The organism is Casimicrobium huifangae, from assembly GCF_009746125.1.
Classification (GTDB): domain Bacteria; phylum Pseudomonadota; class Gammaproteobacteria; order Burkholderiales; family Casimicrobiaceae; genus Casimicrobium; species Casimicrobium huifangae.
Map to the genome: position 1 here is coordinate 2,338,433 of NZ_CP041352.1, position 17,140 is coordinate 2,355,572.

Consider the following 17,140-nt stretch of genomic DNA (forward strand, 5'->3'; position numbering starts at 1 on the left):
GGTATCCCTAGCGCCCAGGACACGCAAAACCACGCAGCGCAGGCAGCGTCAGCGGATGGCGGACCGACCGCGCACGCAGCTCGACCCGAATCTCGCGCCCTTCTGCGTTGAACGTAGCGATGGTGCTGCCGGGTGCCGCGCCCGAGGGGCTGGCATCAAGCAGGCGATGCAACGCCCAGAAGCCGGACTTTTCGACCACTGGTCGACCGCCCACCGTCAGTCGTACCCGTTCGCTGTTCTTCGGTCCCGGCCAGACGACCCGCTTGCTATCCTCATTGGCCACGACGACGGTGCCATCGGCATCCAGTTCCACCCGATCTGTGCCGGACGGCGATGAGCTCACCCGGACATCCAGTTCAAACCCTGGAGCGCCGCGACTGCCGGCAAAAAAAGTCTCGCGAATCTCCTCGGCCTGCATGAATCGTCGCAAGTCTTCGGGCCGCCCCGCCGCCGCACCCTCTGGTCCTGCCTTTGCGGCCCAGGGGTTACGCGACTTGTCGACCGCAGAGGCGATCTGGTCGAACGCCTGCTTCAATGCCCCGGACGGTCCGAACACCTGCGCGAAGTCCTGCGGGAAGGCGTCCTGCTGCGAGCGGCGATCGAACGGATAACCTCGTACCACCGCCGGGCAGGTCTGACCCACCGCGCCAGCGGTTTGTGCGGTGGCGTTCTTCAACACCGTCGATTGCGTCAGCTTCGACGCGCTGCTGGTCAGCCCCTCGACAATCTCCCGCAGTGGCGATGGCAACTGCGCAGCGCGCGCTGCCAGCTTGGCATCGGCTTCCTGCGACCGGCGCGTACTGCCGCCGGCCAGTGCGGCCTGGTCGTTTCGCAGTGTCAAACCGTAGTCGAGGATTTCGCGGGCAACCTCATCGATGCGACCTTTGCCGGTCGGCAACGCCAGCTCCTTGAACGGGCGGAACCGTTCCTGCACGATCATTTCCGGGCGGTTGGTGTTGACTGGTGCGTTGGCAAGCGCTGCGGTGGCTGCCGTCACTTCATCCAGCCCGCGTTTGACCGATTCCTTGATCTGGTTGACGCGATTGCCGGGGCCGGATTCCGTGTTGATCAGGATGGTCTGGGTGGCCACTTCACGCGTCAGTAGCACCAGCGGCGAATCGGCTGCACCAAGGACGTTGGCCCACTCGATTGTTTCAGTCATGCTGCGCGGCGGTCGCAGCCGGATGTCGTTGAGGAAGTTCTGCCACTCGTTGGCGAAATCCTGCAGATAGAACTCGCGGATACGGCGGTCCATGCCGCTGGCGTCAAACGCCGCAGTCGCCGCCTTGGTGGCGCTTGCCGTCGGGTTGCTGCGGCCGAGAATCCACGCCTCTTCCAGACCCAGCCCAGCGCCCCAGTTGGCCAGGCCTTTCAGGAAGTACTCGTTGTAACCCCGCTCGGAGAAGAAGCCAGGAATGCCGGCACTGCTGAGCGATTTGTTGCTGCGGCGCTCGAACACGGCAGGCGCACGGTCCCCCGCCGCCCGAATGACAGTGAACTCAGGCAGGTCAATGCCGATCAGTTGCGACTTGATGAAGTTGTAGGCTCGCTTTGCCGGCTCCTGTTGCAGCAGCGTGTCGCGAACCTGCCGAACCAGTTCGGCATCCTGCGGGAACGGAGATTTGTAACCGCCAATGCGCAACAGCTCTTCCAGATGACTGAGCAACTGCTTGCGCGATTCGCTGGGGACATCCGGTGGTAAACCCGCGAGCCAATCGCCGCCCACGTAGTTTTTGACAAACTCATCCTTGACGCGGCCGCTGTCGTACATCATCAGGTAGGCCTTGAGCGCTTCGTAGCTGGCCTCGGTCTTGTTGGCAGCAGCTGCCCGCAACCGCGAGTGAACCCGCGCAGCGATTCGCGGCATCAGGCTATCTTCCAGCAGGCGCTGGTAAACGGCTTGGGCTGCGGTGTCGAGTTTCGGGCCCTGGAACAGACCATAGCGATAACGCCACGGTGGGTTGTCGAAATCGAACTTTGAGCTGTGCGCTGCGTCCCGTGCCTGATTGAGCGCAGCGAACAGTGCCGGTGCGTCTTCGCTGGGCGCCGGCGAGATTCCGGCGACCGTTTCGCGCAAAGCGTCAGTCTTGGTATTGACCTCGGCAATGTAGTCACTGTTGTTGCCGTAGCTCATCCACCAGCCAATGTTGGCCCACAGGAACGCGATGCCGCAAGCGGCAATGCCGGCCCAGCGCAGCCACCGCATGCGCCGCTCCATCGCCATGTTGCGACCGGCAATGAAGTGCTCCTTGAAAATGACTTTCTGCAGCAGGTCCTGCAGAAAGTAGCTTTTGCCGGTGCCTGCCCCGACTTCCGCAGCACGCACCCGGGCAGCAACGCGGAACGTCCGCTGCATCGCACCGAGGACACGATCAAACGGCGTGCCCTCCTGGGTGCCAGAGGTGAAGTACACACCGCGCAACATGGGTTGCTCGGAAAATTTTGACTCGCTGAACACTGCCCCGAGCAAGCGCGACAATACGTCGCGAATACCTGCCAGTTGCTGCGGCAGCGTGTAGGCCAGTGCGCGCCGCGACAGGTCCGGTTCGTCAAGCAGACGTTGCTGCATGCCATCATTCAGACGCTTGTAGAGCAGGTCAAATTCGCGTGCGAACGATTCACGCACGGCGATCGGCTCAGTCGCTTTCGGATCGTAGGGAAGCGTGAAGCCCCAGACCTGAGCGCGATCCTCCCGCGTGTAGTTCAGGAAGTACTCGGAGAACCCGGACAGCAAGTCCGTCTTGGTGACCAGCACGTAGACCGGGAACTGCACGCCGAGACCTTCGCGCAACTCATTCAGACGGGCCTTCAACGTGGCCGCATGCACTTCCCGCTCCTGCGCGGTCATCTGCAGCAGATCGGCGACCGACACCGTGAGCAGTACGCCGTTCAAAGGCTGCCGCGGACGGAATTTGCGCAGCAGTGCCAGGAAGCCTTGCCATTCGGCTTTGTCGACGGACTCGTTGCTTTCCTGCGTGGTGTAGCGGCCGGCAGTGTCGATCAGCACCGCTTCGTTGGTGAACCACCAGTCGCAGTTGCGGGTGCCGCCGATGCCGCGGATCGCCGCCTTTCCGAATTGCTCGGCCAGCGGGAACGTCAGGCCGGCATTGACCAGGGCCGTTGTCTTGCCGGAGCCTGGCGCTCCGATAAAGGCATACCAGGGGAGCTGGTAGACATACTGCTTGGACAGACCGGACAGGAATCCGCCCTTCTCCGTACTGGTGAAGCGCGTCTTCTTGAGGATGTCGGCGGCATCCTTGAAGCGCTTGTTGAGCTCGGCGACCTCTTCGCTGCCCGCCGCCGGATCGCCCGGCTTGGCGTTGCTCTGCATCTTCGACAACTGGCTGAGCAGCGCTGCGTTGACATTGCGCTCGCGCCACCACCGCAACAGCACCCGGATCAACCAGAGTGCCCAGATGACCCCAATGATGGTCCAGCGCACCCAGGCTGGCGCGAACGGGAAGAAGTCCCGGAGCTGGATGATCGGCGCGATCCACCAGATCAGCGCCGACAACAGCAACAGCAGCAGGATGGTCAGCGTGGTGCGATTGAACAGCTTGCGAAAGATCATGCGCAGGTAATACATCATTGTTTCCCCTGCGCTGCGTTCAGCTCGCGATCACGCTCCGCTGGTGGTACCAGCAACACCACTTCGACGCGGCGGTTGGCAGCCCTGCCCTCGGGTGTTGCATTGCTCGCCACGGGCTCTGACTGATCCTTGCCCTGCGCTCTCGTGCGCCGCTTGTCGGTAAGTCGCGAATCGATCATGTCGCGCACCACCTCCGCCCGCGCCTGCGACAATTCGAAGTTCGACGGGAAGCGCCTGATGCCACGGATGGGTACGTTGTCGGTGTGTCCGGTAATCTGTACCGCGCCTGGAACTGCGTTGAGCGCGTCAGCAACGCGCTGTATGACGCTCAGGTAGCGGGGCTTGACATCAATCTGGCCGCTATCGAACATGCCGTCGCCACGCAAGACGATGACGCTGCGGTCTGCATAGTCATTGACCGACACCAAACCTTCGCGAATTTCCGGTTCGAGAAATTGCGCGAGTCTGCGCGTCGGCGCTGGCTGCGGTTTGACCGCCTGCGCTTTTGGCGGCCGGATCGAGTTGAGCGCACTGAAGACAGTGCTCGACTTGTCCGCGATGAAGAAGTAGTACAGAAAGAAGATTCCGGCGAGCAACGTCAGCGTCGCACCGATGGTGATCCAGAGCGGCAGGAAGCCCCAGCGCGACTTGCCATCTGCCTCGGCGCCTTGCCAGTGCAATGACAGCGCCTTGGAGTGTTCTCCGCGGGCGCCATTGATGATTTCCACCAGCCGGCGACGCAGGGTTTCCAGTTGTGAACGGCCGTTGTCGACCACACCGAAGCGGCCTTCAAACCCAAGTGCGATGCACACCGCCATCATCTCGATCAGGTCGATGTGTTTCTTCGGGTCCTGCACCAGCCGTGCAAGTACCTGGAAGAATTTTTCGCCGCCCCAAGTCTCGTTATGAAAAGTAACCAGCAGCGAATGCCGTGACCACTGTCCGCCGCCCCCCCACGGCGTCTTGGCAGCAGTTTCATCAAGCGCGGTACACAACGCGTAACGAGCGGCGATCAGTGTCTCCGGCGACACCTGTGCTTCACGGGCACGCCGCTCAAATAACTGCACCTGATCGACCAAGTAATTGCGCAGCTGTTCAGGATCCGGGTGATGCGGCGTCACCCGAATCTGTGGAATCAGGTTCAACAGCGGGTTGGCGGCGATTGCCAGTGCATTGGCGCCGCTGAGAATCTCCGGCAGGTCTGCCGCGACCTGCGGCTCGCCGATGGCGGACGGAGCCTCCTGAGGCGCCGGCCCCGGCGCGACGGCCATGCCGACAGGCACAGCACCCGGCGTCGCCGCGAGGATTGCAAAGGGATCCAGATTAGCGGGGGTTGTCATGCGCGAATCGCCCAGAACTCAAGCTTCAGACCGGGCCAGTCGCCTGCGATGTGCATCGCGAGACCACCGGAACGCTCAAGGCCACGCCAGAACTCACTGGCGGTGTCCAGCTCGAAATAGTTGTTGCCCGCGTGGTAGGGGATTTGCCGCGGCGCCACCGGCAGCGGCCGCAGACCGACACCGGGCAAATGCAGATTGACCAGATCGCGGATCTTCTCGACCGGACCGATCTTGACCTGAGTCGGAAACAGCTTGCGCACCTGCTCGCCGGGCAGCTCGGACGCCACTGCGAGCACGAACGCCGCGCTCTTGATCAGCTCCTTGTCGGCAATCACCGCGACGCGAACGCCGTACGCACGCTCCAGCAATTCAATCTGGAAGGCGTTCTGCTCGAGCACCATTGAAAGCGACCGACGCAGATCGTGCATCAGGGGCGTGAAGCAGCCAGCAAGATCGTCGTGGTTGTACACCGGGTAGTCCGCCGGGCGCCGATTGTCACGGGTGAATGTCGTGAAGTCACCCGCCAGTCCCAGCAGTTCGGCGTAAAGCCTTTCAGGATGCAGCGTGCGCAACTGTGACAGGTGCACCACCATCGGCTCGTAACGATTCACCAGTTGCAGCATCAGGAAATCGGCAATTTCGGATACACCGCCTTTGCCAGGCGCCGACAGACGGGCCGCGATCGCCTCGCCACGGTGATGCAGCAGACCGGCCAGTTCGCGCAGGAACCCCGACAGTACGGCGCTCTCATGGGCCGCGACCACCGGCGGGATGAACGACTCGCCGAGAGCTACCGAGAGGTCATTTCGTCGCTCGGTGACATGACAGACGCCCAGCGTCATCCAGCCTTCTGGGACCTCGCCATCCGGCAACAGGCGCAAGCGCGGTTGCGCAAGCTGGATCGGTGCCGGCTCACCAGCCACCGAGTTCTGATCAGGCGCGTCCTCGTCAATGACGCTGTACCGTGCCAATGACCGGGCATCGTCATCGAACGACACTTCTTCACTGCCAGTGCGGTACACCGGCAGGCACAGTGATACCCGCTTGCCCTTGAGGGTGTCGGGAATTTCGATTGCCTTCGGCGGTTCGTTGGGGTCCGGAAATGAAAACGTGGTGCCATCCGGCATCACGCCGCTCGCCCGGGCGATCGCCACTTTGCCGATGGCCAGTGAGGTGGCATCAAGCACCAGCGTGTGAAATCCCCAGAAGTGCCCTTCCGCCGCCAGGCCGCGCTGATGCTGCGAAAACTCGCGGAAGCGCTCGGCCTGCTGAAAATGCTGCGGCCGCAGGAACATGCCCTCGGACCATACAACGCGACTGCGATCACCCATCAATTGCCCCCAGTGCGTCAGAACGATTGCACGACCTGAATATTATGCTCAACGGCTTTTTTGTAGTTCTCCGCTTTTTTCTTCAAGTCAGAGACCACCTTGGTGTAGCGTTGTACTGCCGATGTCACTTTCGGCACCGCCTGCGCGATCGTTGCGATGAGCGCCGGCAGGTTACCGTCGGAGGCCTGGTCGGCACCATCGGAGAGCGTCTTTACCGCCTCGGCGAGATCGGCCTTGGCCTGCTCGACCAGCTCGCGGATCTCTTCGTAATCCTTGCGCGCCTGATTGACGGTCTGGATGTTTTCGTCCAGCAGCTGGCACGCCTTGTCCATCTTTTCGTTGGCTTTGTCGACAAAGGACTTGGTGTCCTCAATCGTCTTTGCCATGCTATCGATCATGTCTGCCACTTCAGTGCTCCATCAGGACGCCTGCGGCTGCTCGATAGGCGAGCCGGTCAGCAGTTCGTGGGTTTTTGATAGCACCTTGCGTAACGCCTCGCCGGCGTCAGCAAAGCGCAGTGTGAGGGCGCGCGCGGCGGCGGCGAATTCGTTTGCGTGCAAAGTCAGCAGCATGCAATGTGCCGCCACGGCACGATCCGGGGCACCTGCGACGCGGGCAACCATACGCTTGAACGGCAACTGCCCCGCCGATGGTCGCAACTGCACCAGCACCCGGCACAGCGCCTCTTCGCGTTCAGGATCGTCGGTGCTCTCCAGCGCGCGGCCAAGCTCCGGTGCTGTTGATGCAGCCAGCGGACCAAGCGCACCCAGCGCGTCAAGCGCAGCATGCCAGTGCGTGGCGTCGGTTGCCTCGACCGCTATGCGCAGCAAGGCGTTTAGCGATGCGCTGCTGGCACCCAGACGCGCCAGCGCCGCATAGGCAGCCACACCGCCCGGCACCAACGGCAGATCCTTCATACCGCGCAGTACGAACTGCTCCACGGCACGCTTGCGCTCCTCCGAATCGCCAGCACTGTTGACCAACGCCGCCAGTCCTTCACTGGTCCACTGCGCTGGGCTGACCGCTGCCATGGTCGCTGCAATATCGCCTGCCGGCGCGGTGCCAGCCAGGGTCAGAGCGAGCGCCGCAACCTTGCGCGCCGGCATCTCGGCATGCACCAGCAGGCCGGCAACGCCAGCAAACGCTTTCGCTGGCACCCGTTGCTGCCGATAGAGCGAATGCGCAGCTGCGATGCGCACCTGCACATCGTGTTCAGGGCCGGTCATCGCCGCCAGACACAGCAAGGCTGGTTCGCCGACCTGCTCACGTGCTGCGGATCCGAGGGCGATGGCGGCAACCCGCAGGGCCAGGGGGTCGTCGGCAGACAGCGTGGCGCAGTGCACGACGTCGTCGACGCATTCGTTTAGCGGCGCGGCAGGCTGCACGGCCTGCGCGAGCGCACGCAGGCGCGCAGCCGCATCTGCCGAGCGCAGTTGCTCGCGCAACACGGCTGCCGGCCAGATGGAAATGGCTGGTACCGGAGCCGCCTCGGCAGTGCTGCCTGAGGCTGCAACGGGAGCCGGGGTGTTGTCATCACTCATACGGGCTGCCAACCTAGATCATGTTGCCCACACCGGGGGTGTAGAGCGGCGATACCAGCGACGTCGTGGTGACGACCCCGGCTACATTGAGCATGCCGGCGACGTTGACCACCCCAACCAGATTGATCACGCCGGCGGTGATCGTCACCGATGCCGAGGTGATGGTGACCGCGCCACCGGCGCTGATGGTGACTGCTGCACCTGCGGTGAAGCTGATCGCGGCACCGGCCTGGGCACTGATGGCACCACCGACCTGTGTCGAACTCATGCCCGCCACCTTCAGCGTGTGGGCGCCGCCGACTTCGGTGCTGTCGAGGCCGCCAATCTGCGCAGACCGTTTGCCACCGATGGTCTCGGTCTGCATACCGACAATCTTGGTAGTGTCGGTCCCCATCACCGTCGCCTTGCGCGTCATGCAAGTCTCGGAGTACTGCGTAGCGCCCATGACGTTGTAGCGGGCAGCGGAATAGGAGGCGGTGCCCGCGATCAGCGTCTTGTCGTTGCCGATTACGGTCGTGCTGCGGCCGCCCAGGACCATATTGGTCTGACTGCCGCTGATCGAGTTGGACTCATCGCCGCCTACCGAGACCGTATGGTTGCTGCTGATGGTTTCGACGTGATTGCCGCCAGTCTTTTCCTTCAGATCACCGCCAATGTTCTGCGTGCGATCACCATCAACCATGTTGCTCTGGTTGCCATTGACGGTGGTGTCCTGATTCGATTTCACGTTGAAGGTCTCGTTGCCTTCTACCTGAATGCTCTGGTTGCCCTTGATGACATGACGATCATCGTTGGCGACGAAGCGGTCGTCATCATGCCCGATCCGCGTGGCACGGTCGTGACCCACCATCCGCGATTCATCGGCCTCGACCACGGTATCAAGATTGCGCTGGGCATGGACGTAGAGCTGCTCCTTGCCCTTGAGATCTTCCATGCGGATCTCGTTGAAATCGGTCGGGCCACCGCCCTTGGTCGAACGCGACTTGATGCCGCTGGCCGTCTTGTTTTCCGGCAGGCCATAGGGCGGCATCTGGTCGGCGTTGTAGACGCGGCCGGTGATCATCGGGTAGTCGGGATCGCCACCGATGAAGTCGACGATGACCTCCTGACCGATACGCGGGATGTGGATGAAGCCCCATTTGTCCCCGGCCCAGGGCTGGCTGACGCGGACCCAGCAACTGCTGTTTTCATCCTTGTTGTCGTAGCGGTCCCAGAAGAAGTGAACTTTCACTCGACCATACTTGTCGGTGTAGATCTCTTCGCCTTTGGGCCCCACCACCACCGCCGTCTGCGGGCCATGCGTCAGGGGCTTGGGCGTCAACTGTTGTGGCTTGTACGGAATCGTGGTTGGCTGCGACGTAACCATGATGCCCCAGTCGGCGTCGCCCTCACCGCTGCCTGACGACATGCGTGCGTTATCGCGGAAGAAGTACGTCGCGGCGACGGCGAGATATTCCCGATTCTGGTCCTTGCGCGGGCAGCGTTCGAGGTTGAACCGGTAGCCGGGCGCCATGGTGCGCACGGTCGTGTGGCCTTGCGTGCGCTCATGCTCGGCCGCGAGCATGTCCATTCGTTCAGCGGCATACGCTTCGCCATCGGCGTGCTTGACGTAACCACCCGGCCATTCATAGTGCTGGTAGTTGTCATGCGAATGCCCCATCGGCCCTGAGCGTTTGGTCTTGAGGTCCGCCTTCGGATGTTCAAAATCGTAGTCGTCGGCAAAGTATTCGCCTGAATCGACCTCTTCACGCACCAGCCAGCTGTTGAAGTGCTCTTCGTCGGCCACGGTGGTGGCATCGGTGCCGTAATACTTGATGCTCGGCTTGATTGGCAGCATGGGGTGCGCCGCCATGTCGTCAGACATGACCAGCGTGTGCGTACCGGCTGCGTGCTCGAAGCTGAAGTAGATGCCCTCGTGCTCCATCAGGCGCATGACGAAATTCATGTCGGTTTCCTGATACTGGACACAGTAGTCCCACTGGCGGTAAGTTTTGGTGAGCTTCTTGGTGATCGGGTAGCCGTAGCGCGCCAGCACCTCGGTGATGATGTCGGGAACCTTCTTGAACTGGAAAATCTTGCAATCGCTACGGCGGCTGGCCAGCCACAGCCAGGGACGCATACGGGCGACATAGACCAGATGGTCGCCCTCACGCCCAGCACTGCCGAAGCGCGTACAGATGCCATTGAAGTAACGCACGCTGCCGCTCTTCTCGGTCTCCACCTTCAGCGTGAAGTCCTTGCCGAGTGCCGCCTTGGCGCTCAGGCCGGACTGCTTGCTGTGCAGCACCACCTCGAATTCAAACGGCACCGACAGCGCCTCGGTACCGGTCATTTGCCGGAACCAGACCGCATCGCCGAAAGGCGTGGTGATGTCGACAAGGCGTTCCATTCAGTGTGTCCTTCTTGTGGCTGCAGCGTGTTGGCTAGCAGTGTCTAACCTTGAGATAGTCTTCGGCCCGGGCCGCCAGCGTCGTATGCGAGAACGCCAGCGTCGCCAGATGCAGGGCGCCTTTCGCCCGATTGGTCAGTGATGCGCCGGAGAACGCTTCGACGTCAATGCCTTGCCCCGCAGCCAGCACCATGTCGCAAAAGTGAAAACAGTTCTCCGTGGCATCGTTCTTCCACTTGGCGGCGCCAAGTCCCTTGAACTGATCCCAGATGCGCATCATGCGCGCTTCGTCGAGATTGCGGAAGCGCCAGAGATGCGGGGTATCGCCACCTTCCGCCTCGATGTCGTCAGCGAGTGTCGCGGTGGGTGTCTTCAGCAGGCGGTCTTCTTTCGGGTCGACCGGCCGCACGCTCATGTAGGTTGAGCCGGAAGGGCTATCGACGTCGATTGAACTGAAGCCCTTGCTACGGGGGGTCTTGCGCGACGGAAGCCAGATGCGGAGGATTACCATAGGACGGCGTCATGAAGAAAACGGCGAGGCACAACGCCTCCTGACTCTCACACTACAGACGCAGGCAGGTATTGAAACGCGACAGCGTCGCAACGACAATGCGCAACCAACTCAGGAGCGAACCACCCGCTGCGCCTGCCATTTGCCGGAGCTCACCTTGACGACATCAAAGCGCACGGTGTCGCCAACCTCAATGAACTCAAAGCCCGGCGGCGACACGTGGCCGGCGAGAAACTGCACCTCACCCCGGCCGTCCTTGCGCGTCACCGTACCGTAGCCTTTGGCCAGGGCCTTCACAGTGCCGAGAATGGCGTTGGCCGCAAACGAATCATCGTGCTCGACGGTGTTGCGCGTTGCGGCCGGCGCGTTGACTGCGGGAGCCGCCACCGTCTTGAACATTGCGGAGACCGGTGAGTTGCCGTGCTGCCGTTTGACCAGCTCGCGCAGGTCGATCACCCGTTCAGTGGACACCACCACTTTGCCGCTCGCGGGCAACAGCAGCTCAACCAGTTGCACACCGGCGGCCTCCAGCTTCTGCCGCAGTGGCTGCCAGGTGATCTGCGAACCGACAGTCACCATGACATCGCACTTGACGAGGGCGGCGGCCTCCACAGCCTCCAGCGCAAGCCCGGCGCCAGTGTCATCCGCGGTAACGTGCGGTGCAGTGACCACGGCCGCTGCGGCCGCGACTGCCTCGCCATCAGCCGCGCTGGGTTTCGCACGGCACCAGCGCTGTTCGACGATCGCTGTCTGCTCCAGCGTGTGCCCGAGTCTGCCGCCAATGGATAGCCGCACGTAGTCCTGCAAGCCGGCCAGCGACCACTGGCGCGGAACATCACCCTGTGCGGCCAGCGCCTCACCCTCCTGCAACCAGCGGCCACCGTTGATGACCAGACTGATGGAACAGCGCATTTCCGCCATGAACCCCTCTCCGTTGAGGGCCGTGGCAAACGCCACGACCAATCGCAAATTCGACGCTGGTCATTATCGGCCAAAGATCAGTGGCGGCAAAGGACGGCGAGCGGCGCCGACGTATCGTCACGTTACGCCATCGCAATCGCCGCGCAGCGGGATCACGAACGCATACAGCTCATTGCGTCAAGCGCCATTCAATATGGGCTTGAAGGACTATTTCGACAATAGTCGACTTCTACGACTATCGCCCTACTAGCCCAATTGAAGAATGGGTTTCGCTAAAAAGCTGATCACAGTGTCAATTCGTCCGCCACTGCGGACGACCAAACACGATTACCCGCGTTGGCGAGGCTCAGCGCAACACAAACCAGGCACCGACAGCGACCAGTACCGCAACCACGGCCAGCGCTACCCACTTGCCGCTGCCCCCCGACGACGGCGGATAGTTCGAGCCTTTGCCGCGGAGATCCGCCTTCCCGGCCTGGTCGGCGACCGGCGCCGCAGCTGGCGCTGCTGCTGGCGGAGCCAACGGCGCTGTCAGCGAGACACGCTGCGCGGTGGCCAGTGGCGTCGCAGTACTGGTGACCTCGGCTGCCTGTGCAACCACACGCGGCTGCTTGATCCAGCCGAGCGAAGCCCGGAATTCGGCCATGCTTTTGAAACGATCAATCGCCCTGATTGAGAGCGCCCGGCCGACCGAGGTCAGCAATGCAGGCGAGTACCCAGCCGCAGGTGCCGCCTCATGCAGCGGCGGCATCGAATCACGAACGATACGCGAGGTGGCCGGCGTTGGCGGGCGGCCGGTTCCGAGGAAATAAATGACTGCGCCCAGGCCATAGACATCGGTCCATCGGCCCTGTTCCATGCTGCCGTCTTCGACGTACTGCTCGATGGGGGCGAAACCGGGCTTCAGGATGGTGGTCAGCGCCTGCGTCATGCCGCCGAGCACCTGCCGCGCAGCGCCGAGATCAAGCAGCACGGTCGCGCCGTCGGGCATGACCAGAATATTGTCGGGTGAAATGTCGCGGTGAATCACCCGGTGGGCGTGCAGCTCCGAGACCGCCTCAAAAACCGGCGCCAGCCAAGACTGAATCTGCGCCTCGGTCGGACTGGTGGCAGCGCGCAGGCGAACCTCGCGCAGCGTCTTGCCCGGGTAGTACTGCATGGCCATGTAGGCGGTACCGTTCTGCTCCCAAGCCCGGTGTACGGCAACCAGTGCCGGATGGGCAAACTCGGCGAGCAAGTTTGCTTCACGCAGAAAACCCTTGAGACCGGTCGCAAAGGCGTTGGCAAAGTCGGCCGAACGTGGGGCAATGCGGCCATCACTGGCGCGACCGGCGATGGCCGTCGGCAGAAACTCCTTGATCGCCACCGTGCGCCCGCTCTGGGTATCGCGTCCCACGTACACCACGCCGAATCCGCCCTGACCGATCAGGCCGGTGATCTGGTAGCCGGTCAGCACGCTTCCGGCAGGTAGTACATCGATTGTGCTTGGAGTGAGGCTGGGCGCGGTCATGCGAAGTTACGGTTGGCGCAATGCGATGCTGCGGTGGTGGAAACCCGCAAATCGTCAATTTTGCAGTGTGTTTTGCGCAACTGGAAAGGTTAGCGTAGAGACGTAGCCGCGACCCCGTTCGCGTCACCGATGGCGGCACCAATGTGTATGAAATCTGCACAAAGCCATGCCGGACGGGCTTTCGTCACGATTGCGTAACGCAATGCGTCTTTCTGTTTGTCGGCGGAAACGCCATAATTGACCGGTCTACCTGCCATCGGGCACTGATGGAAACTCCGTCGCAGCAAAATCTGAACCAACTGGCCCCGGGCACAGTGCTCGGCGATTTCCGGATCACCGGAGTCGTCGGCGAAGGCGGATTTGGCATCGTCTACCTCGCCTACGAGGCCACGCTTGATCGCACGGTTGCCATCAAGGAGTATCTGCCATCGTCCATTGCCGGCCGCACCGGTAATCAGTCGGTCCAGGTTCGTTCCCAGCTCAACACCAACGCGTTCACGTCAGGGCTGAAGAATTTCCTGCGGGAAGCGCAAATGCTGGCGCGCTTTTCTCACCCCGCAATGGTCGAGGTGCACCGCGTCTGGGAGCAGAACGGCACCGCCTACATGGCCATGCGCTACTACGCCGGCAAGACGCTGCGCGAAATGCGCCAGACAGCCGCCGATCTGGACGAAACCCGCATTCGCCGCATCCTCGAGCCGGTGTTCGATGCGCTGACGCTGCTGCACGCGCAAAACGTCATTCACCGTGACGTGTCTCCCGACAACATCCTGATGCGCGAGAACGGCGCGCCGGTGCTGCTGGACCTTGGCGCCGCGCGGCTGGTGATTGGCGGCATGACCCAGGCGCTGACCACAGTACTCAAGCCGGGCTATGCGCCGATCGAGCAATACGTCGATGACGGCACCATGCAGCAAGGCCCATGGACCGATGTCTATGGCCTGGGTGCAGTTCTTTACTACCTGCTGGTCGGCTCGGCGCCGCCACAAGCTGTGGCGCGGATGATTACCGACCCGCTGCGCAACCTCGGCAGCCAGGTCAAGATTTCGGTGCCGGAGCATGTCGTTGAAGCGACAGTCAAGGCACTCGCCGTGCGACCGGAGAACCGGTTTCAGAGCGTCGACGAGCTGCGCGACGCACTCGGCTGGACGGAACCCCTCCCGGTTGAGCCGCGTACCGTTTTTGTTCGTCATGATGGCCCGGCGACCATATCGGCTGCGGGTGGCGCCACCACCGGGTCACGCCCGGTCACCGGCCCCGTCACCGCACCCACGGCGGTATTGCCGGCAAACACGCAAGCGCCGGCAACGGCAACGCGGGTGGCAACCCAGCCACCGGTGGACCGGGTCTTTCCGCAAGATACCGACGAAGACAGCGATGCCACCGTGGTGTGGAAAGGACCGCCAATCACCGGCCAGATGGTCGCTGGCGGCGCCTCGTCGACGGCTGCAACGCCCTCGGCCTCGGCACGCCCGGCCGCGGCTGCCGGCGGTGCGGGCACCGCTGCCTCGTCAATTGCGGGCGGACTGGCAACGCCAACGCGCATGCCGCCTCCGCCAAGAAAGCCGGCGGCCACCGCGCCCACGCCGCCTGCGGCGCCGCCGCCCTCGGTTGCCGGCAGTGGCTCACGTAACGCCGACTACGGTGCCCGCAAGGGGAGTGCCGCGCCGTGGATCGCCGGCGTAGTGGTAGCCGCAGTGCTGGCCGCTGGCGGTTACTTCCTGCTTGGTCGCTCCGGTGATTCCGGATCAGCAAACGGCAACAAGCAGCCGGGCGCCGCGGCAACAGACAAAGACACGAAAGACGCCAACCCGGCCGTGCCGCCGACCTTGCCGCCGGTAGCGGTCAAATCCGATCCACCGGTTGCCAACACCACCGCGCCGGCGGTCCCTGCAGCCACCGTGCCGCCTGTCGTCGCCAAGGCCGATCCCGTCAAGCCGTCAGTCGATGCTGCCGCGCAGGCGAAAGCGGAGAAAGATCGCCTCGACAAAGAGAAGGCTGACCGAGAAAAGGCCGAGAAAGCCGAAAAGGCCAGGAAGGACGCGGACGAAAAGGCCAAGGCGAAAGCGGATGCCGATAAGCTGGCCAAGGCGAAGGCTGACGCTGACGAGAAGGCCGCGCGGACGCGAGCTGCTGAGGAACGCGCCGCAGCGGCAGCCAAGGCCGAGCAGGATGAACGTGCGCGCCGTTTGCGGCAGGAGGAGGAAGATCGTCTCGCCGCCGCCAAGGCCAGACAGGATGCGGCCAGCCAGCAGACAAAGGCAACCCCCGCTGCGCCGCCACCTGGTCCCCGGCGAATCGAGGAAATCTCATCGCAAGCCATGGCCGCTTTCAAACGCGGTGAACTGCTCGCTGCACGCAATCTGTGGACCGAGATTGTCAATCACGCACAAGCCAGCGGACGTGACAAGGCTGTGGCGTACAACAACATGGCGGTGAGCTACTGCCAGAACGGCGACGAAGTGAGCTGCGAGCGCATGTACGCCGCCATGCTGCGCGCTGATCGCAGCTACAACGTCGATGCCGGGGAACGCGAACATCCGCACTACAAGCGGGCTTTCGAGCGCGCCTGGCGCCTGGTTCGCGGCGCGACCAGTTATTGAGGTTTTGCCACGGCCGCTGCGATGATGGCGGTTAGCGGAAGAATTCGATGATTTCGGCAGCGCGGGCGTAGGCATCGCGCTGTCCAAGACGCATCAGTGCATCAATAAAACCGGGCTCAAACAACAGGTAGCTCGCCAACGACGCGCCACCACTGCCGCTGATCAGGCCGCCAAGCGATTGTCGCGTCGCCAGCGGCAGCTCTGCGGCATGTTGCAGCGCCAGCGCGTCCAGCGATTGCGAAGGTTGCATGGCAAATACCTGCACCGGCCGGTATGGCAACACGGCTGCCACCTCGGGCGGCAAGCGCTTGAGCGTTTCTGTCACCCGCTGTGCCTGTTCAACGTCGGCCTGCAGCGTATCGTGAAAGACACTGGCCATCGCGTGCGACGCCACGGCGCTCAGGCCCGGGCGTTCCTGCGTCGGGGCGTCACGCCCGAGACCGGAGCGTTTGGGTTGCCCGACGCCAATCACCATGATGCGGTGAGCGCCAAGGTGCATGGCCGGCGATAGCGGCGAGATCTGGCGCATCGAGCCATCACCGAAGTATTCAGGTTGACCATCCACGGTCAGCGCGGTCGCCGGAAACACGATCGGAATGGCGCTGGAGGCCATCAGATGGTCAACGGTGATTTGCTGGAACTCTGCGCGTCTGCCTGGGCGATTCCACGGCGGTGTGGCGGAATCGTCGTCAGCATGGCAGAACGTCCAGTGCACCCCGCTCGAATAGCTCGATGCGGTGACGGCAACGCTTGCAAGCACGTTTTGCTGCAATGCCCGCTCAATGCCGTCGAAGGAGATCGCCTTGCGCAGGGTGGCGATCAGCGGCGTGTTGTCGAGGATCGCGCCGTGGGCGAGCGCACCGCGCGTGAGGTTGATCGCAGCCAGATATTTGTTGCTGCCGCCAAACCACGCGTTGGCAGAGGTTTCGTTGATCCGGTAGACGTCCGCCGAGCGGACGATCTCCCAGAATCGGCCAAGCTCGGTGAACGCCTGCAGGCCCAGTTCGGCGTAACCAGCCAGCGAGGTCGCGTTGATCGCCCCCGCAGACGTGCCGACCAGCACCTGAAACGGAAACCCCTGCGCGGCCTCGGCGCCGGTCTGCTGCAGCAGCGCCGCCGTGGCCTTTAGTACACCCACCTGGTAGGCCGTCCGCGCGCCGCCCCCCATCAGCACGAGTGCGCGCCGATCGCCCCCCTCCTGCATCAACCCCGAATAAATGATGGTTCCCAGCGCCATAGCGTCAGCTTAACCCGCGCTTCCAATGCGGCGCAAATCGGCCCTCAGCGGCAAGCCGGCGGCGAAATCGCCGCCCGGTAACCTGATTGACTTTTCCGTGAGAAGACCATTTGGCGAGGGCCAACGGCATGTTTTCTCATAAGTCGACTTGGTCTCAATTGGACTGTC

At 62.8% G+C, this 17,140-nt stretch carries 10 protein-coding genes and 1 pseudogene; 1 reads left to right on the top strand and 10 read right to left on the bottom strand.

Translation table 11 applies throughout. From position 1 onward, the window contains the following. Positions 1 to 7 precede the first annotated feature (7 nt). The 9 genes from tssM to FKL89_RS10655 form a co-directional block, all read right to left on the bottom strand. Positions 8 to 3,589: a type VI secretion system membrane subunit TssM gene (gene tssM, locus FKL89_RS10615; protein ID WP_156862728.1), complete on the bottom strand. Its 3,582-nt coding sequence runs from the start codon at positions 3,587 to 3,589 to the stop codon at positions 8 to 10. After that, positions 3,586 to 4,929, bottom strand: coding sequence for a DotU family type VI secretion system protein (locus FKL89_RS10620; protein WP_156862729.1), 1,344 nt, complete (start codon positions 4,927 to 4,929; stop codon positions 3,586 to 3,588). Before FKL89_RS10620 ends, tssM begins: the two co-directional genes overlap by 4 nt. Further along, entirely contained in the window at positions 4,926 to 6,260 is a 1,335-nt protein-coding gene (tssK, locus tag FKL89_RS10625) for a type VI secretion system baseplate subunit TssK (RefSeq protein WP_156862730.1), read from the bottom strand. The genes FKL89_RS10620 and tssK overlap by 4 nt, the downstream gene beginning before the upstream one ends. A gap of 17 nt (positions 6,261 to 6,277) precedes the next feature. Continuing rightward, on the bottom strand, positions 6,278 to 6,667 hold the full coding sequence (locus FKL89_RS10630) for a hypothetical protein (protein ID WP_156862731.1): 390 nt from the start codon (positions 6,665 to 6,667) through the stop codon (positions 6,278 to 6,280). Positions 6,668 to 6,679: 12 nt separating this feature from the next. Then, positions 6,680 to 7,801 carry a hypothetical protein gene (locus FKL89_RS10635; RefSeq protein WP_156862732.1) on the bottom strand — a complete coding sequence of 374 codons (1,122 nt, stop codon included), beginning with the start codon at positions 7,799 to 7,801 and terminating at the stop codon, positions 6,680 to 6,682. 13 nt (positions 7,802 to 7,814) lie between these two features. Continuing rightward, complete coding sequence (locus tag FKL89_RS10640) at positions 7,815 to 10,190, bottom strand: type VI secretion system Vgr family protein (RefSeq protein ID WP_156862733.1); 2,376 nt, start codon at positions 10,188 to 10,190, stop codon at positions 7,815 to 7,817. A 34-nt stretch (positions 10,191 to 10,224) separates the two neighbouring features. Next, positions 10,225 to 10,701, bottom strand: a complete 477-nt coding sequence (locus FKL89_RS10645; RefSeq protein WP_156862734.1) for a hypothetical protein — start codon at positions 10,699 to 10,701, stop codon at positions 10,225 to 10,227. Positions 10,702 to 10,812: 111 nt separating this feature from the next. Then, on the bottom strand, positions 10,813 to 11,622 hold the full coding sequence (locus FKL89_RS10650; protein ID WP_156862735.1) for a cold shock domain-containing protein: 810 nt from the start codon (positions 11,620 to 11,622) through the stop codon (positions 10,813 to 10,815). A gap of 346 nt (positions 11,623 to 11,968) precedes the next feature. Next, positions 11,969 to 13,132 carry a serine/threonine-protein kinase gene (locus FKL89_RS10655; protein ID WP_156862736.1) on the bottom strand — a complete coding sequence of 388 codons (1,164 nt, stop codon included), beginning with the start codon at positions 13,130 to 13,132 and terminating at the stop codon, positions 11,969 to 11,971. A 266-nt stretch (positions 13,133 to 13,398) separates the two neighbouring features. On the opposite strand from FKL89_RS10655, the pseudogene FKL89_RS20570 reads away from it, so the two are divergent. Next, a pseudogene (locus FKL89_RS20570) lies at positions 13,399 to 14,115 on the top strand (serine/threonine protein kinase); the annotation flags it as partial. Between the two features lie 1,651 nt (positions 14,116 to 15,766). Here the strand turns inward: FKL89_RS20570 and FKL89_RS10665 are convergent. Beyond that, on the bottom strand, positions 15,767 to 16,972 hold the full coding sequence (locus FKL89_RS10665) for a patatin-like phospholipase family protein (RefSeq protein ID WP_156862738.1): 1,206 nt from the start codon (positions 16,970 to 16,972) through the stop codon (positions 15,767 to 15,769). Between the last annotated feature and the right edge of the window lie 168 nt (positions 16,973 to 17,140).

Coding starts and splice junctions, on each gene's coding strand:
- FKL89_RS10635 (WP_156862732.1), bottom strand. CDS start 7,801: ATGAGTGATGACAACACCCCGGCTCCCGTTGCAGCCTCAGGCAGCACT.
- tssK (WP_156862730.1), bottom strand. CDS start 6,260: ATGGGTGATCGCAGTCGCGTTGTATGGTCCGAGGGCATGTTCCTGCGG.
- FKL89_RS10650 (WP_156862735.1), bottom strand. CDS start 11,622: ATGGCGGAAATGCGCTGTTCCATCAGTCTGGTCATCAACGGTGGCCGC.
- FKL89_RS10645 (WP_156862734.1), bottom strand. CDS start 10,701: ATGGTAATCCTCCGCATCTGGCTTCCGTCGCGCAAGACCCCCCGTAGC.
- FKL89_RS10620 (WP_156862729.1), bottom strand. CDS start 4,929: ATGACAACCCCCGCTAATCTGGATCCCTTTGCAATCCTCGCGGCGACG.
- FKL89_RS10640 (WP_156862733.1), bottom strand. CDS start 10,190: ATGGAACGCCTTGTCGACATCACCACGCCTTTCGGCGATGCGGTCTGG.
- tssM (WP_156862728.1), bottom strand. CDS start 3,589: ATGATGTATTACCTGCGCATGATCTTTCGCAAGCTGTTCAATCGCACC.
- FKL89_RS10655 (WP_156862736.1), bottom strand. CDS start 13,132: ATGACCGCGCCCAGCCTCACTCCAAGCACAATCGATGTACTACCTGCC.
- FKL89_RS10665 (WP_156862738.1), bottom strand. CDS start 16,972: ATGGCGCTGGGAACCATCATTTATTCGGGGTTGATGCAGGAGGGGGGC.